This is a genomic window from Streptomyces sp. NPDC054932, from assembly GCF_053610205.1.
The window spans coordinates 1-15726 of the sequence record NZ_JBSGXU010000183.1; the positions used below are offsets into that span (position 1 = coordinate 1).

13 protein-coding genes are annotated in these 15726 nt (G+C 72.5%); 6 read left to right on the plus strand and 7 right to left on the minus strand.

Annotation, left to right across the window (positions count from 1 at the left end; genetic code table 11):
• Nucleotides 1-193: 193 nt before the first annotated feature.
• The 4 genes from ACWGE1_RS33350 to ACWGE1_RS33365 form a co-directional block, all read right to left on the minus strand.
• Nucleotides 194-1087 (minus strand): amino acid ABC transporter permease, encoded by an 894-nt coding sequence (locus ACWGE1_RS33350; RefSeq protein ID WP_453424189.1) that lies wholly within the window; start codon nucleotides 1085-1087, stop codon nucleotides 194-196.
• A complete protein-coding gene (locus ACWGE1_RS33355) occupies nucleotides 1084-1758 on the minus strand; it encodes an amino acid ABC transporter permease (RefSeq protein WP_453424190.1) in 675 nt (224 codons plus the stop codon). The genes ACWGE1_RS33350 and ACWGE1_RS33355 overlap by 4 nt, the downstream gene beginning before the upstream one ends.
• Before the next feature lie 83 nt (nucleotides 1759-1841).
• Nucleotides 1842-2693, minus strand: a complete 852-nt coding sequence (locus ACWGE1_RS33360; RefSeq protein WP_453424191.1) for a glutamate ABC transporter substrate-binding protein — start codon at nucleotides 2691-2693, stop codon at nucleotides 1842-1844.
• Between the two features lie 119 nt (nucleotides 2694-2812).
• Nucleotides 2813-3598, minus strand: a complete 786-nt coding sequence (locus tag ACWGE1_RS33365; protein WP_453424192.1) for an amino acid ABC transporter ATP-binding protein — start codon at nucleotides 3596-3598, stop codon at nucleotides 2813-2815.
• A 299-nt stretch (nucleotides 3599-3897) separates the two neighbouring features.
• Between ACWGE1_RS33365 and ACWGE1_RS33370 the strand changes: the two genes are divergently transcribed.
• On the plus strand, nucleotides 3898-4614 hold the full coding sequence (locus ACWGE1_RS33370; protein ID WP_453424193.1) for a response regulator transcription factor: 717 nt from the start codon (nucleotides 3898-3900) through the stop codon (nucleotides 4612-4614).
• 12 nt (nucleotides 4615-4626) lie between these two features.
• Complete coding sequence (locus tag ACWGE1_RS33375; RefSeq protein ID WP_453424194.1) at nucleotides 4627-6039, plus strand: ATP-binding protein; 1413 nt, start codon at nucleotides 4627-4629, stop codon at nucleotides 6037-6039.
• 22 nt (nucleotides 6040-6061) lie between these two features.
• On the opposite strand, the gene ACWGE1_RS33380 is transcribed toward ACWGE1_RS33375, so the two are convergent.
• Both ACWGE1_RS33380 and ACWGE1_RS33385 read right to left on the minus strand, forming a co-directional pair.
• Entirely contained in the window at nucleotides 6062-8206 is a 2145-nt protein-coding gene (locus ACWGE1_RS33380) for an endo-beta-N-acetylglucosaminidase (RefSeq protein WP_453424195.1), read from the minus strand.
• 25 nt (nucleotides 8207-8231) lie between these two features.
• Nucleotides 8232-9533: a glycoside hydrolase 5 family protein gene (locus ACWGE1_RS33385; protein WP_453424196.1), complete on the minus strand. Its 1302-nt coding sequence runs from the start codon at nucleotides 9531-9533 to the stop codon at nucleotides 8232-8234.
• Nucleotides 9534-9933: 400 nt separating this feature from the next.
• On the opposite strand from ACWGE1_RS33385, the gene ACWGE1_RS33390 reads away from it, so the two are divergent.
• Nucleotides 9934-10998 carry a LacI family DNA-binding transcriptional regulator gene (locus ACWGE1_RS33390; RefSeq protein ID WP_453424197.1) on the plus strand — a complete coding sequence of 355 codons (1065 nt, stop codon included), beginning with the start codon at nucleotides 9934-9936 and terminating at the stop codon, nucleotides 10996-10998.
• A 27-nt stretch (nucleotides 10999-11025) separates the two neighbouring features.
• Nucleotides 11026-12036 carry an ROK family protein gene (locus ACWGE1_RS33395; RefSeq protein WP_453424201.1) on the plus strand — a complete coding sequence of 337 codons (1011 nt, stop codon included), beginning with the start codon at nucleotides 11026-11028 and terminating at the stop codon, nucleotides 12034-12036.
• Nucleotides 12037-12108: 72 nt separating this feature from the next.
• Here ACWGE1_RS33395 and ACWGE1_RS33400 read toward each other — a convergent pair whose 3' ends face one another.
• The gene (locus ACWGE1_RS33400) at nucleotides 12109-13104 is read right to left on the minus strand and encodes a TAXI family TRAP transporter solute-binding subunit (RefSeq protein ID WP_453424198.1); all 996 of its coding nucleotides are present in this window, start codon (nucleotides 13102-13104) and stop codon (nucleotides 12109-12111) included.
• A 163-nt stretch (nucleotides 13105-13267) separates the two neighbouring features.
• On the opposite strand from ACWGE1_RS33400, the gene miaB reads away from it, so the two are divergent.
• Together miaB and ACWGE1_RS33410 are read left to right on the plus strand one after the other, a co-directional pair.
• On the plus strand, nucleotides 13268-14791 hold the full coding sequence (miaB, locus tag ACWGE1_RS33405; RefSeq protein ID WP_453424199.1) for a tRNA (N6-isopentenyl adenosine(37)-C2)-methylthiotransferase MiaB: 1524 nt from the start codon (nucleotides 13268-13270) through the stop codon (nucleotides 14789-14791).
• 147 nt (nucleotides 14792-14938) lie between these two features.
• The gene (locus ACWGE1_RS33410; RefSeq protein WP_453424200.1) at nucleotides 14939-15646 is read left to right on the plus strand and encodes a class III extradiol dioxygenase subunit B-like domain-containing protein; all 708 of its coding nucleotides are present in this window, start codon (nucleotides 14939-14941) and stop codon (nucleotides 15644-15646) included.
• Nucleotides 15647-15726 lie beyond the last annotated feature (80 nt).

Genomic DNA, 15726 nt, shown 5'->3' on the forward strand with positions numbered 1-15726 from the left:
TGGGGGGCTGTTTTTTTTTTATAACACACCCCAACACACAACTTAGCCACCCCCGGGGGGGGCCCCGCTTAATGTCACCCCCGGGGGCCCACCGCGGGGGGGGGGGGGGTTTGTGTCCCCCCCCACCACACTTGTCGCGCACTATGACTGACCGGATGTCAGCCCCGAGGGGCGTTCGAACGGGAGGCCGGCGTCAGGCTCCGGCGGCGGTGTTCGCCCCGGGAACCGGGTCGTCGATCTCTTCCGCGCCGAGCACCGCGCCGGTGCCCTTCTTCGACCCTCGCAGCCGCTTCTCCAGCCGGGAGGCCAGGGTGGTCAGGGCGAAGTTCACCACGATGTAGATCAGGGCGATCACGAACATGGTCGCGATGGTGTTGCTGTAGTTCGCCGCGATCTGCCGGTTCATGGAGAGCAGTTCCGCGAAGCCGAGCAGGGCGCCGCCGAGCGCGGTGTCCTTGAGGATCACGACAAGCTGGCTGACCAGCGCCGGCAGCATGGCCGTGACGGCCTGCGGCAGCAGCACGTGGGTCATCGTCTGGCCCTTGCGCAGGCCGATCGCCTTCGCGGCCTCCGCCTGTCCCTTCGGGAGGGAGAGCACGCCCGCCCGGACGATCTCGGCGATGACGGCCGAGTTGTAGAGGACGAGACCCGTGACCACGGCCCAGAACGGCCGGGTGTCGGAGGGGACGTCCATGAGCTGGGGTGCATACAGCGCGCTGCTGAACAGCATCAGCATCAGCACCGGGATGGCGCGGAAGAACTCCACCCACGCGCCGACGGCCGCCCGTACCCCGGCGTGGTCGGAGAGCCGGCCGATGCCGAGCAGCGCACCGAACGGGAGGGCGATCACCATGGAGAGCGCGCCGGCCTTGAGGGTCTCCATCAGGCCGGGGATCAGGTACGTGGTCCAGACCTGGCTGTCGGTGACGAAGGGGGTCCACTTGTCGGCGTCGAGCTGGCCCTTCTCGCCCATGAGGGACAGCGCCCACCACAGGACGAGCCCGAACAGGACGACGAAGATCCCGCTGTAGATCCAGTTGCGCACCTTGGCCCTGGGGCCGGGGGTGTCGTACAGCACGGAGCTCATCGCTTCACCGCCACTCGCTTGGCCACCCAGCCCAGCAGCAGGCCGGTGGGCAGGGTCAGAAGGACAAAACCGAGGGCGAAGACCGCGAAGACGGCGAAGACCGCCTGGGCCTCGTTCTCCAGCATTTCCTTCATCAGCAGCGCCGCCTCGGCCACGCCGATGGTCGCCGCCACCGTGGTGTTCTTGGTGAGCGCGATCAGTACGTTGGCGAGCGGTGCGACGACTGCCCGGAAGGCCTGGGGGAGCACGATCAGGGTGAGCACCTGGAAGAAGCTCAGTCCCAGGGCGCGGGCCGCTTCGGCCTGGCCGACGGGCACGGTGTTGATGCCTGAGCGCAGGGCCTCGCAGACGAAGGTGCCGGTGTAGGCGATCAGTCCGAGGACCGCGAGCCGGAAGCCCGTCTCCTTGAACGTTTCGCCGCCCAGGTTGATGCCGAGGGTCTGGCTGAGGCCCAGCGAGCAGCCGATGACCAGCAAGGTCAGCGGCGTGTTGCGCACGAGGTTGACGTACGCGGTGCCGAAGCCGCGCAGCAGCGGGACCGGACTGACCCGCATCCCCGCCAGGACGGTGCCCCAGATCAGGGACCCGACCGCCGAGTAGAAGGTGAGCTGAACCGTCACCCAGAAGGCTCCGAGCACGTCGTACTGCCCGGAATCAAGAAAATCGAACACGATGCCCTGCGCTCTCCCCAGGATGGCCGGTGAGGTGCGCCGCCGCCCGCGGCAGGCGGGCGGCGACGCTCCTCACCGATGAATCAGCTGCCTTCGGTGATCTGCGGGGCAGGCTCGCTCTTGAAGTTGGCCGGACCGAGGTTCTTGTCCACGGCCTTCTGCCAGCTGCCGTCCTCGACCATCTTCTTCAGCGCGGCGTTGATCTTGGTCTGGAGCTCCTTGTCGCCCTTCTTCAGGCCGATGCCGTAGTTCTCGTTGCTCAGGCTCAGCCCGACCAGCTTGAACTTGCCCTTGTTCTTCTCCTGGGCCGCGTAGCCCGCCAGGATCGAGTTGTCCGTGGTCAGGGCGTCGACAGCCTTGTTCTCCAGGCCGGTGAGGCACTCGGAGTAGCCGCCCTGCTCCAGCAGGTCGGCCTCGGGGGCCAGCTTGGTCTTGACGTTCTGCGCCGAGGTGGAGCCGGTGACCGAGCAGAGCTTCTTCTTGTTCAGGTCCTCGGCCTTGGTGATGCTCGTGTCGTCGGCGCGGACCAGCAGGTCCTGGTGCGCGAGGAAGTACGGGCCGGCGAAGTCGACCTTCTCCTTGCGCTTGTCGTTGATCGAGTAGGTCGCGACGACGAACTTCACGTCGCCGTTGGCGATGAGGTTCTCGCGCTCGGCGCTGACGGCCTGCTTGAACTCGATCTGGTCGGGCTGGTAGCCGAGCTCCTTGGCGACGTACGTCGCGACGTCGACGTCGAAGCCCGTGTACTTGCCGTCCGGGGTCTTCAGGCCCAGGCCGGGCTGGTCGTACTTGATGCCGACGACGAGCTTGTCCTTGGCGCCGCTGGACGCACCGCCGTCGGTGGCGGCGTCCTGCTTGCTGCCACCACAGGCGGTCGCGGTCAGGGACAGGGCGACGGCGACTGCCGCGGCCGCAGCGGCCTTGGAGATCTTCATGGTGAACTTCCCTCGGATGAGACGTTGTTGAACGACGAGCGACGCTTACGGCGCACGCACGGCCGACAGGAAACCGTTCCGGGAGTGATCCGCATACGGATGACTACCAGACGTAAACCTCAGTGGTGCAGGATCTTCGACAGGAAGTCCTTCGCCCGATCACTGCGCGGGTTGCTGAAGAACTGCTCGGGGGTGGCCTCTTCGACGATCTTTCCGTCGGCCATGAAGACGACCCGGTTCGCCGCGGAGCGGGCGAAGCCCATCTCGTGGGTGACGACGACCATGGTCATCCCCTCGCGTGCGAGCTGCTGCATGACCTCCAGCACCTCGTTGATCATCTCCGGGTCGAGGGCCGAGGTGGGCTCGTCGAAGAGCATCACCTTCGGCTCCATCGCCAGCGCCCGGGCGATCGCCACGCGCTGCTGCTGGCCGCCGGAGAGCTGTGCCGGGTACTTGTCGGCCTGCGTGCCGACGCCGACCCGCTCCAGCAGGGACACCGCCTTCGCGCGGGCCGTGGCCTGGTCGACCCCGCGGACCTTGAGCTGGCCCAGCATGACGTTCTCCAGCACGGTCTTGTGCGCGAAGAGGTTGAACGACTGGAACACCATGCCGACGTCGGCACGCAGACGGGCGAGTTCCTTGCCCTCGGAGGGCAGTTCCTTGCCGTCGAGCGTGATGGTGCCCGAGTCGATGGTCTCCAGGCGGTTGATCGTCCGGCACAGCGTGGACTTGCCCGATCCCGAAGGACCGATCACCACGACTACCTCACCGCGGGCAATGCTCAGATCGATGTCCTGAAGCACGTGCAGCGCGCCGAAGTGCTTGTTGACGTTGCTCAGTACGACCAGGTCGTCCGCGGTACCGGCCGCGTCCTGAACGTCCTTGGTCACTGATACTCCGCTCATCGGCTTCTAGCTCCGTCCTCCTCGGTTGGGAGGACAGTAGTGAGGCCGTACGCACAACGTCATCACATCTGAGGGAGAATTGAGGATAACGATCCGGCCTCTTCCGGATACGCTCCGTGCGCGGCACCCGCGTGGTCGATCATGCGCGCGTACCGGGTGCATAACGGAAGGCGCGCCGCGGCGGAACCCCCTTGACGTGGGGCTCCGCATGGGCGTGGATGCAGGATGGCCCTCTGTGCGGCCACACGTGTGACCATGCCTGGTGAAGCCCGAGCGAGAGAAGAGGAGAGGGGGACGACATGAGACTGCTGCTCGTCGAGGACGACGATCACGTCGCGGCAGCCCTGTCCGCGATCCTCGCCCGCCACGGCTTCCAGGTCACCCACGCCCGCAACGGCGAAGAGGCCCTGCAGGCGCTCCTGCCTGGCGGTGTCCCGACCGCGGCCCCGTCCTACGGCGTGATCCTGCTCGACCTCGGCCTGCCCGACCAGGACGGCTACGAGGTGTGCGGCAAGATCCGCAAGCGCACCGCCACGCCCGTGATCATGGTGACCGCGCGCGCCGACGTGCGCTCCCGCATCCATGGCCTGAACATGGGCGCCGACGACTACGTGGTCAAGCCGTACGACACCGGTGAGCTCCTCGCCCGCATCCACGCCGTCGCCCGGCGCACCGGCACCGCCGAGGAGACCGCCGCCCCCGGGACCGGTACGCCCGCCACCGTCCGGCTCGGCCCCGTGAGCATCGAGCTGCCCAACCGCCGGGTCAGCGTGGACGGCGCCGACGTGCCGCTCACCCGCAAGGAGTTCGACCTGCTGGCCCTGCTCGCGCAGCGGCCCGGCGTCGTCTTCCGCCGCGAGCAGATCATCAGCGAGGTGTGGCGCACGAGCTGGGAGGGGACCGGGCGCACCCTGGAGGTCCACGTCGCCTCGCTGCGCTCCAAGCTGCGCATGCCCGCCCTCATCGAGACCGTCCGAGGGGTGGGCTACCGGCTCGTCGCCCCGGGCGCCCCGTAGGGGTCCTCTGCCGTGCGTGCCCGGCTGCTCCCCCTGCTCGTCATCCTGATGGCGGGCACGCTGCTCGCCCTCGGTTTCCCGCTCGCGGTGAGCCTGGCCGCCGGGCAGCAGCAGCGGGTCGTGGTCGACCGGATCGACGACAGCGCCCGCTTCGCCGCTCTCGCCCAGTTCGTCATCGACGCCGAGGGCTCCGGATCCACCGGCGCCGACGAGCGCCGCGATGCCCTCGGGCGTGAACTCGCCCGCTACCAGACCCTGTACGGAATCCGCGTCGGCATCTTCCGCCGCGACTACAACGCCGTCGCCCGGTCCCCGGGCTGGTGGCAGCTCCCGGAATCGGGCGAGGGACGCCGGGCCTTCACCGAGGCGCTGGCCGGCCGGCGCAGCCACGATCCCCCGCAGGTGTGGCCCTGGGAGACCGACGGAAAACTGCTCGTCGTCTCCCCGGTCGTCCTCGACGGCGACGTGGTCGCGGTCGTCGCCACCGAATCGCCGACCGACCAGATGCGCGCCCGGGTCCTGGACGGCTGGCTGCTGATCGCGGGCGGGCTCGCCGCCGCCATGCTGGTCGCCTTCGGCGCCGCCCTCAGGCTCACCAGCTGGGTGCTCAAGCCCGTGCAGACCCTGGACGCGGCCGCCCACGGCATCGCCACCGGACGGATGAACTCGCGCGTCGCCGCCGCCGGAGGCCCCCCGGAACTCCAACGCCTGGCCCACTCGTTCAACGAGATGGCCGACAACGTCGAAGAGGTCCTGGAACAGCAGCGGGCCTTCGTCGCCGACGCCTCCCACCAGCTGCGCAACCCGCTCGCCGCACTGCTCCTGCGGATCGAGCTGCTCGCCCTCGAACTGCCCGAGGGCAACGCGGAGATCGCCTCCGTGCGCACCGAGGGCAAGCGCCTGACCCAGGTCCTGGACGACCTGCTGGACCTGGCGCTGGCCGAGCACGCCTCCGCCGAGATCAGCCTCACCGACATCGGCGCCCTGGCGGCCGAGCGGGTGGCCGCGTGGCGCCCGTACGCCGAGGAGAAGGGCGTACGGCTCACCGAGACGGGCCGGACCGCCGTCACCGGCTGGGCCGACCCCATCGCCCTGTCCAGCGCGCTCGACGCCGTCATCGACAACGCCCTCAAGTTCACCCCCACGGGGGAGGAGGTCGAGGTGTCCGTCGCGGCCGCCGGGCGCTCCGTCCGTGTGGTCGTCGCCGACCGCGGCCCCGGTCTCACCGAGGACGAGCTGCTCCGCGTCGGCGACCGGTTCTGGCGCAGCGGCCGCCACCAGAACATCAAGGGCTCCGGACTCGGCCTGTCGATCTCCCGCGCCCTGCTCGCCGCGGGCGGCGGGTCCCTCTCCTACGAGAAGAACCCGCCGCACGGGCTGCGGGTGACGGTGGCCGTCCCGCGCACCGAACCGCAGGGCGGCTGAGCCCCGCCGCGGACGCTGGCGGCTACCAGGCCAGGGTGGCGCGGGCCGGTGCCGACACCGCGTACAGCTCGTCGACGGCCCGGACCTCGAAGGTGGCCGCCCGCTCCCGCCCGGCGCGTGGGACGGCCGGCAGGTACAGGGCGGTGCCGCAGGTGCCCCCGAGGAAGCGGCGGGCGCCGTCGGGGAGGACCCGCCACACCTCGTAGTGGCGCGGCCGCCCGCCGTCTCCCGCCGCCGCCCGCCAGGACAGGCGCAGCCAGGCCCGGCCGTCCTGCCGGGCCGAGGCGTCCACGGCCGGCGCGGTGGGCGGGGCCGGGCGCCGGGTGCGGGTCCCGTCGTGCACCGACAGGGCACCGATCCGCCACACCACCGGCTTCTTCCCGCGTGCGGTGATCCGTACCGCCAGGCCGTACGCGGTCCTGCCCGCCAGTGACGCCAGCGCGGCCCGTGTCGTGCGCCAGCCCTGCCCGCTGTCCCGGCTCCCGGCCTGCAGCCACGTGTACGGGACCGGCTCGCCGGAGGCGGACGGCTCGCGGACGGCCACGCCGACCTCCACCGCCACCGGCTCCGCCCCGGTGGCGTGCACCAGCTCCAGGACCGACCCGCGGGTCAGCGCCAGCCGCGTGGAGTGCAGCCCGATGACCGCGGGGGCGGTCAGAGGCCCCTCGACGAGCAGGCTGGAGCCGCCGCGCCAGGCGTCCGCGAAGTCCAGGGTGACCGAGGGTCGCTCCCCGGCCGTGTCCACCGCCCAGCGGCGGCCCGGGAGCCGGTCCTGGAGCCCGAGGTGGTTCCAGGGCGCGTCCGACACGACCCGGCCGCCGTCGTACCAGCGCAGCCCGTGTCCGGTGTTGAAGGAGCAGGCGAAGGGGAGACCGGTGACGGTGGACCGGTCGGCGACGACCGTGGCGGGGGCCCGCCAGCGGGATGCGGGCGCGGGCCGGGCCGGGTCCAGGGACTCGCCCGTCCAGAAACGGTCGTCGGCAAGGTGGAAGGCCCCCGGGGAGCGGTCGCCGAGGTGGTTGCGCGTCCATTCGGGCCGGTAGAAGCCGTAGCTGACGACGTGGTCGCGATCGCGCGGGACGATCGCGTCCCAGTCGACGGGGGAGTCCCAGCCGCGCGATTCGGTGTCCACGGCGGCCCACAGTTCGTGGCGGGAGCGGCCGAGGCGGTCGGCGAGGGCCCCCGAGGCGGCCAGGGTGTCCGGGGTCCAGCGGAAGTCCACGAACATCGTGTCCGCGACCGTCCCCGCCCGGTCCTCGAAGAACTCCTGGTTCAGCGCGTTGAGGGCGCCCTGCCAGCCCACCCGGCCGGTCGTGTTCATGGCGTCGTACCAGGTGATGCGCAGACCGTGGGGCTCGCCCGCCGCCCGCAGGGCGCGCAGGAACTCCCGCATCCGGGAGGCGAGCGCGCTGTCCCCGCCATCGGTCTCGGCGTTCACGAACCAGCCGTCGAAGCCGTACTCCCGCGCCACCCGGACGAGCTTGTCCGCGATCGGGAAGCGGCCGAGGGAGTCCCGCTGCACCAGGTCGCGGGTCCACCGCAGGTCGCCGCCGTAGGCGACGGGCGGCAGGAAGACGTTGCCCAGCACCCGCACTCCGTTGCGGTGGGCGGCGTCGACCACGGGCGCGTTCGGGGCGAGCACGATCCCCTCACCGGCGGATCCGCCCCAGAAGACCAGTTCGTCGATGTACGCCCAGTGCGTGAGTGCGTAGTGGTCGGCGGTCGCGGAGCCCTGGGAGGGGTTGCCCGCCGTCGGCCCGAAGGAGACGAGGGAGGAGATCCGGGCCTGGCCGGCCCGCGCGTCCCGGTTCGCCGGGACGGGGGTGAACCGCTCCGCGAGCGGCACGGTCGAGGTGTTGTGGGCCAGATCGGGGTCGCTCCCGGGGTTCCACCGGCTGAGCGAGCGCCACACGATGCCGGGGCCGGGCGTCCCCGCCGGGAGGGAGTCCGGGAACCAGTAGGAGGCGTACGGGGCCAGGTCGGCCGGGGTCGGGGTCGGGGCCGGAGCCGGTGCGGTGGGCGCGGGCGCTGCGGCGGCCCGGGCGCGGCCCGCCAGGCCCAGCAGCGCGGCGGCCCCCGCCCCGGCGGCCAGCACTCTGCGCCGGGTCGCCCGTAACGCGGCGCGCGGTGGCGTACGAGGATCGACGCCGTTGTCGGTCTCGGGCATACGGGGCTCCTCACGAGGGGATCGGTCAGGTCACTTCGTGCACGCGCAGCACCTCGGTGATGCCGCGCGCGGCCAGATGGGCCGGGTCCGCGGCGCGCTCCGCCAGGACCACGGCGGGGCGCACCCCCCGGGCCGCCAGCGCGGCCCAGGCTTCGAAGAAGGCGCCGCCCGGGGCGCACACCGAACGCCCCGGGACCTGCGCCGCCCCGCCGCCGTCCCCGCCGCCGTTTCCGTGGCCGTCCACGGAGACGTCCGTGCCGATGTCCACGGCGAGCGCGGTGGACCGCGGGGCCGGGCGGTGCGCGCGGCCCCGCCACTCCTCGGTGATCCGGGCGATGGCGGCCCCGGCCGGCTTGGTCCGGCGGTCGTTGGTGAGCAGACCGAGGCCGTACTCCAGCTCCGGGAAGTCCGCGAGCCCGCGGGACACGTCGTGCGAGCACCACCAGGTCACGCCCCACACGTCCGGGCAGTCCAGGGCGTTCGCGACGGTGGCCTCGGTGAAGCGCGCCGCCCGCCCGGGCGGGATCAGCGGCGCCGGCGCGCCGACCTCCTGGAGCCACACGGGCCGGTGCGGGTCGAGGGCCCAGGCCTTGGAGAGCTCGATCAGGTAGGCGGCATGGTGCTCGGTCGCCGCCCCGCTCGCGCCGTGCCGCTGCGCGGTGCCGTTGAACACCCAGGAGTGCACGGCGGTGGCCGCGCCCAGCCGGGCCGCCTGGGCCGGGGTGAAGGGGTGTCCGTCCTGGTACCAGGCGGCGTCGTACTCGGCGTGCAGATGGAACCGCCCGGGCGCGCCCTCCTCGCACGCGGCGAGCATCCGCTCCAGCCAGCGGGCGGCCTGGTCCCGGCTGATCCGGTCGGGGTCGGGGTGCGGGGCGCCGGCGAACTGGTTGATCTCGTTGCCGACGGTCATGCCCAGGAAGTTCGGCCGGTCGGCGAGGGCCGCGGCCAGCGTGCACAGGTACTCCTCCTGCCCGGCGACCACGTCCGGGTCGGTGAAGATGCTGCGCCGGTGCCAGGTCCGGGTCCAGGCGGGCAGGAAGTCGAAGCTCGACAAGTGCCCCTGCAGGCCGTCCACGTTGACGTCGAGCCCGCGCTCGGCGGCCGCGTCGGCGAGCGCGACGAGCTGCTCGACGGCGCGCGGCCGGATCAGCGTCCGGTTCGGCTGGAAGACCGGCCACAGCGGGAAGACGCGGATGTGGTCCAGCCCGAGCGCGGCGATCGAGTCGAGGTCGGCCCTGACCTCGTCGAGGTCGAAGTCCAGCCAGTGGTGGAACCAGCCGCGGGCCGGCGTGTAGTTGGCGCCGAAGCGGAGCGCGTGATCGTGCACAGGGCGTCCTGGAGTTCTGGAGTTCTGGAGGAATTCTCCGGGTGCGCCACAACCTGCCGGTGCCGATGAGGAAAGTCAACAGGGCCCCGACTCGTGTACTTATGCGCTTCAGTCCAGTTGACACAAGGGTTCTGTTCGGCGGACCCTGGGAAAACTAATGCGCTTTAGTTGTGGTCGCCCACAAGGAAGTGAGTGGAATTGGACAGCGGTATTTCGGTCACGGCCGGTCCGCCCCGCGGCCTCGGCGTCGGAGTGGTCGGTGACCGTCGCTCGACACCCCTCCGGGAGACCACTGGACGGGCGTGAAGGCGGCCTGTCGGGGCAGGATCGCGTACGGTCCGGCCATTGCCATCCGTGTTCCGCCGCGCGTGACGCACCCGAAGGACGAATGAGGCAGGCCATGGCCCGCAGACCCACGATCAAGGACATCGCCCGGCAGGCCGGGGTGTCGGAGAGCGCCGTCTCCTTCGCGCTCAACGACCGGCCGGGCGTCTCGCAGGACACCCGGGCCCGGATCCGCCGCGTCGCCGAGGAACTCGGCTGGCAGGCCAACAGCGCCGCCCGGGCCCTGTCCGGCGAACGCTCCGGCGCCGTCGGCCTGGTCCTGGCGCGGCCCGCGCACACCCTCGGCGTCGAGTCATTCTTCCTCCAGCTCGTCTCCGGCATCCAGGAGGTCCTCTCGGCCGCCCGGACCGCCCTGCTGTTCCAGGTCGTCGAGGACATCGACGCCGAATGCGCGGTCTACCGCCGCTGGTGGGCCGAGCGGCGGGTCGACGGCGTCCTCGTGGTCGACCCGCGTACGGGGGACCCGCGGCCGGCGCTACTGGCGGAACTGGCCCTGCCCGCGGTCACCATCGGCGAGCCCGAGGCCCCGGTCGGTGGTGGCGGCGCGCCCGGGACCGGGACCCTCTCCTCGGTCCGGGCCGACGACGCCGGCGCCATGGCCCAGGTCCTGGAGCACCTCCACGGGCTCGGACACCGCCGGATCGTGCACATCGCCGGTCTCCCCGGCCTCGCCCACACGGTCCGCCGGATGGAGTCCCTGCGGACCGAGGCAGCCCGGCGCGGGCTCGGCCCGGAGCAGGTGCGGTCGGTGGTCACCGACTACTCCGACGCCGAGGGCGCGGCGGCCACCCGACGGGTCCTCGCCGAGCCGCATCCCCCCACCGCGCTCGTCTACGACAACGACGTGATGGCCGTCGCCGGGAGCGCGGTCGCCGCCGAGCTGGGCATTCCCGTCCCGGCCAGGCTGTCCGTCGTGGCCTGGGACGACTCCGCGCTCTGCCGGGTCACCCACCCCCGGCTGACCGCTCTCGTCCGCGACACCGCCGGCTTCGGCCGGCTGGCCGCCGAGGAACTCCTGGCCGTCCTCGCGGGCAGCCCGCCCGGGGTCCGGATCAGCGAGCAGCCGCGGCTGGAGCCTCGCGAGAGCACGGCGCCGCCCCCGGCGCATACTGAATCCTGAAACCTTCCTGGAGCCGCCACCGTGACCATTCCCACCGCCCCGTTCCCCGCCCCGCGGGCCGCCGCAGCGGTCTCAGGCCCGACGGTGGCGATCGACATCGGCGGTACGAAGATCGCCGGCGCTCTGGTGCACCCCGACGGCACGATGACGGCCACCACCCGCCGCCCGACCCCGCGAGGCGTGGACGCGGACGGAGTGATGGCGGCGGTCGCCGAGGTCGTCGCCGACCTGGCCGAGTCGCCCCTGTGGGCCTCGGCGGTCCGCTGCGGGATCGGCAGCGCCGGCCCGGTGGACGCCTCCCGGGGCACGGTCAGCCCGGTCAACATCGCGGCGTGGCGGGAGTTCCCGGTCCAGGAGCGGGTCGTGGCGGAGCTCGCGGCGCGCGGGGCCGATCTGCCGACCGTGCTGGCCGGTGACGGGGTGGCGATGACCGCGGCCGAGCACTGGCTGGGCGCGGCCCGGGGCCACGCGAACGCGCTGTGCATGGTGGTCTCCACGGGCGTGGGCGGTGGCCTGATCCTGAACAACCAGCTCCACTCCGGCCCCACCGGCAACGCAGGGCACATCGGCCACATCAGCGTGGCCTTCGACGGCGAACCGTGTGCCTGCGGCGGCCACGGCTGCGTCGAGTCGATCGCCTCGGGCACGGCGATCGCCCGCTGGGCCCTGGACCAGGGCTGGACCCCGCCGGGCACCGGGGGGAACGGGCGCGATGCCACGGCGGCGGGAGTGGCCGCCGCCGCTGCCGCGGGCGACCCGATCGCCCTGGCGGCCTTCGACCGGGCGGGCCGCGCCCTGGCCGCCGCCATCGCGGCCACCGCGACCCTCGTGGAGACGGACATCGCGGTCATCGGCGGTGGAGTGGCCGCCGCGGGCGACACCCTCTTCGCCCCGATCCGCACCCACCTCGCGGCCTACGCCACGCTCTCCTTCGCCAAGGACGTCCGGGTGGTGCCGGCGATGCTGGGCACCCACGCGGGGCTGATCGGCGCGGCCGCGGCGGCGACCATGCTGCTGCCGTCGTCCCCCTCGTCGTGAACGCCCGCGCCCTCGTCGTCAACGTCGCCGTCCTCGTCGTGAACGTCGGCGTCCCCGGGGACCGCGGTCCCCTCAGGGTTTGACGGACCGGTAGTACCGGCGCGCGCCCTCGTGCAGATCCAGGGGGTCGGTGTAGATCGCCGTCCGCAGGTCCACCAGCTGCGCCGCGTGCACCTCGCGCCCGACGAGGTCGCGGCTGAGGATCACCGTCCGCGTCAGCTGCTCGGCGAGCCCGGGGTCCGTCGCCGCCGTGGTCACCAGCAGGTTCGGCACGGCCAGGGTCGTCACCGAGCTGGTGTTGCGCGCCAGCGCGTACGCGTCCTGCGGCATCACCGCCGTCCGGTAGTAGCGCGCCGGGCTGCCGCTCTGCTGCAGCTCCTCCACCAGGTCGCCGAGCTGCACGAGCCGGATCTCGAACCGCGCCGACAGCTCGCGCACCGCGTTCGTCGGCAGGCCGCCGGACCAGAAGAACGCGTCGATCCGGCCCGCCTCCAGCTCGCCCGGCATGGTGTCGATGCCTATGGACACCGGCGTGACGTCCAGCACCGGGTCGATCCTGGCCGCCCTCAGCAGCCGCTCCGCGATCAGACGCACCCCGGACCCGGACTGGCCGATGGCGACCCGCTTGCCCCGCAGGTCACGGGCCGACTGCACCGGAGACCCAGCCGGTACCACCAGCTGCACGTAGTCGTCGTAGAGCCGCGCGCATCCCTGCAGCTTGTCCGCCCCGGGCTTCCCGTCGAGCTGGTACTTGGCGACCGCGTCCGCCGTCGCCACCGCGAAGTCCGCCTCGCCGCTGGCCAGCCGCTTCAGGTTCTCCTGCGAGCCCTCGCTCGTCTCCAGCCGCACGTCCACCCCGGGCATGTCCCGCTTGAGCGCCTGCTCCAGCAGCTGCCCGTACCGGTGGTAGACCCCGGTCCGCGCGCCCGTGCTGAAGGTCAGCTCGCCGTCCAGTTCCGTCTGGCCGAAGGGTTTCAGCCACCACGTCAGGACGCCGAGCACGGCGAGTACGGCCACCAGGACCCGCAGGGCGTGGCGCCTGCTGATCCGGGGCGGTACGAGAGGCATGGCCGCGATCCTGCCACCCGTCCGCCGTCCTGTCACGGCGCGGCCCGTCCGCAGGCTCCGGGGAAGCCCGCGACCTGCGGTTCGTCCTCCCCGGCCGCCGGCGTCCGGCGGGTCCGCCGAACGGGCGACGGGAGGGCCACCGGGTACCGCCTACCCTTGTTCCATGACCAGCAGCGACCGGAGCCAGGCAGTGGACGTGAAGCGAAGCTACGAGGTGCGCACCTACGGGTGCCAGATGAACGTGCACGACTCGGAGCGGCTCTCCGGTCTGCTGGAGGACGCCGGCTACGTCCGGGCGCCCGAGGGCGCCGACGGCGACGCCGACGTCGTGGTGTTCAACACCTGCGCGGTCCGTGAGAACGCCGACAACAAGCTGTACGGCAACCTCGGCCGGCTGGCCCCGATGAAGACGAAGCGTCCCGGCATGCAGATCGCCGTCGGCGGCTGTCTCGCGCAGAAGGACCGCGACACGATCGTCAAGCGGGCCCCCTGGGTCGATGTCGTCTTCGGTACGCACAACATCGGCAAGCTGCCCGTGCTGCTGGAGCGCGCCCGCATCCAGGAGGAGGCGCAGGTCGAGATCGCCGAGTCGCTGGAGGCGTTCCCCTCCACGCTCCCGACCCGCCGCGAGTCCGCGTACGCCGCCTGGGTCTCGATCTCCGTCGGCTGCAACAACACCTGCACCTTCTGCATCGTCCCGGCCCTGCGCGGCAAGGAGGAGGACCGCCGGCCCGGCGACATCCTCGCCGAGGTGGAGGCCCTGGTCGCCGAGGGCGTCTCGGAGATCACCCTGCTCGGCCAGAACGTGAACGCGTACGGCTCGGACCTGGGCGACCGCGAGGCATTCAGCAAGCTGCTGCGCGCCTGCGGCCAGATCGAGGGCCTGGAGCGGGTCCGCTTCACCTCCCCGCACCCGCGCGACTTCACGGACGACGTGATCGCGGCCATGGCCGAGACCCCGAACGTGATGCCGCAGCTGCACATGCCGATGCAGTCCGGATCGGACACGATCCTGCGGGCGATGCGCCGCTCGTACCGCCAGGAGCGCTTCCTCGGCATCATCGAGAAGGTCCGCGCCGCGATCCCGCACGCCGCGATCTCCACCGACATCATCGTGGGCTTCCCCGGTGAGACGGAGGAGGACTTCCAGCAGACGATGCACGCCGTGCGCGAGGCCCGCTTCGCGAACGCCTTCACCTTCCAGTACTCCAAGCGGCCCGGCACCCCCGCCGCCGACATGGACGGGCAGATCCCCAAGGAGGTCGTGCAGGAGCGGTACATGCGCCTGGTCGCCCTCCAGGAGGAGATCTCCTGGGACGAGAACAAGAAGCAGGTCGGCCGCACGCTGGAGGTCATGGTCGCGGAGGGCGAGGGCCGCAAGGACGGCGCCACGCACCGCCTGTCCGGCCGCGCGCCCGACAACCGCCTGGTCCACTTCACCAAGCCGGAGGCGGAGGTCCGCCCGGGCGACGTGGTCACCGTGGACATCACCTACGCGGCCCCGCACCACCTGCTGGCCGAGGGCCCGACGCTGACCGTGCGCCGCACGCGGGCCGGCGACGCCTGGGAGAAGCGCAACGCGGCCCCGGCGCAGCCGGCGGGCGTCCTGCTCGGCATCCCGACGCTGGGCGTCCCGGCGCCGCTGCCGACCGTCGCCTCCGGCTGCTCGGTGCCCGCCTCCTCCTGACGCGCCTGCCCGCGGCCTGCCGTGCACCGCAGGTCGCGGGGCACGCGGGGTACGCACGGGGTACGGGGCACACCGGGTACGGGGGCACATGGGGGGCTCGCCGAGGCGCGTCCCTCCCCTCCCGCACGTCCCGCTAGGCTGCGGATCATGCTCGTAGCCGCTGCCGTCTGTCCCGCCCCGCCGCTGCTCGTGCCGGAGGTCGCCGCGGGGGCCGCCGCCGAACTCGGCGACGCCCGCACCGCCTGCTCCGACGCGCTGGCGGTGCTCGCCGCGTCCCGGCCCGACCTGCTCGTGGTGGTCGGGGCCGCCGACCGCGACCACAGCGGGGCCTATCCGCAGGGCGCCCGGGGCAGCTTCCGCGGGTTCGGCGTCGCGAGCGACGTACAGCTCGGAGAGGGCGAGGAAGGGCCGCGGCTGCTGCCCACCTCGCTCGCCGTGGGCGCCTGGCTGCTGCGGCACGCGCGCTGGGGCGCCGCCCCGGTCGAGGGGCTCGGGGTCGAGGAGCCGCTGGACACCGCACGCTGCCTGGAGACCGGCCGGGAACTGGGCGCGCGCAGCGCCCGCGTCGCGCTGCTCGTCATGGGTGACGGCAGCGCCCGGCGGACCCTCAAGGCCCCCGGATACCTCGACGAGCGGGCCGCCGGCTTCGACGCGGCCGCCGCCCGTGCGCTGGGCGCCGCCGACGTGGCCGCGCTCGCCGCCCTCGACACCGGTCTCGCGGCCGAGCTCCAGGTGGCCGGACGGGCCCCCTGGCAGGTGCTGGCCGGCGCCGCGCAGGACGCGGGACTGGAAGGGCGCCTGCTGTACGAGGACGCGCCGTACGGCGTGGGGTACTTCGTCGCGGCCTGGTCGTAGGCGCGGACCGGCCGCAGGGCCGGGAGGAGTCCGTCCAGGGCCGCGGGAACGCCGAAGGGGCGCGGGACCGGCATCAGCTG

Coding starts and splice junctions, on each gene's coding strand:
- ACWGE1_RS33350 (WP_453424189.1), bottom strand. CDS start 1,087: ATGAGCTCCGTGCTGTACGACACCCCCGGCCCCAGGGCCAAGGTGCGC.
- ACWGE1_RS33360 (WP_453424191.1), bottom strand. CDS start 2,693: ATGAAGATCTCCAAGGCCGCTGCGGCCGCGGCAGTCGCCGTCGCCCTG.
- ACWGE1_RS33365 (WP_453424192.1), bottom strand. CDS start 3,598: ATGAGCGGAGTATCAGTGACCAAGGACGTTCAGGACGCGGCCGGTACC.
- ACWGE1_RS33370 (WP_453424193.1), top strand. CDS start 3,898: ATGAGACTGCTGCTCGTCGAGGACGACGATCACGTCGCGGCAGCCCTG.
- ACWGE1_RS33380 (WP_453424195.1), bottom strand. CDS start 8,206: ATGCCCGAGACCGACAACGGCGTCGATCCTCGTACGCCACCGCGCGCC.
- ACWGE1_RS33390 (WP_453424197.1), top strand. CDS start 9,934: ATGGCCCGCAGACCCACGATCAAGGACATCGCCCGGCAGGCCGGGGTG.
- ACWGE1_RS33400 (WP_453424198.1), bottom strand. CDS start 13,104: ATGCCTCTCGTACCGCCCCGGATCAGCAGGCGCCACGCCCTGCGGGTC.
- miaB (WP_453424199.1), top strand. CDS start 13,268: ATGACCAGCAGCGACCGGAGCCAGGCAGTGGACGTGAAGCGAAGCTAC.
- ACWGE1_RS33410 (WP_453424200.1), top strand. CDS start 14,939: ATGCTCGTAGCCGCTGCCGTCTGTCCCGCCCCGCCGCTGCTCGTGCCG.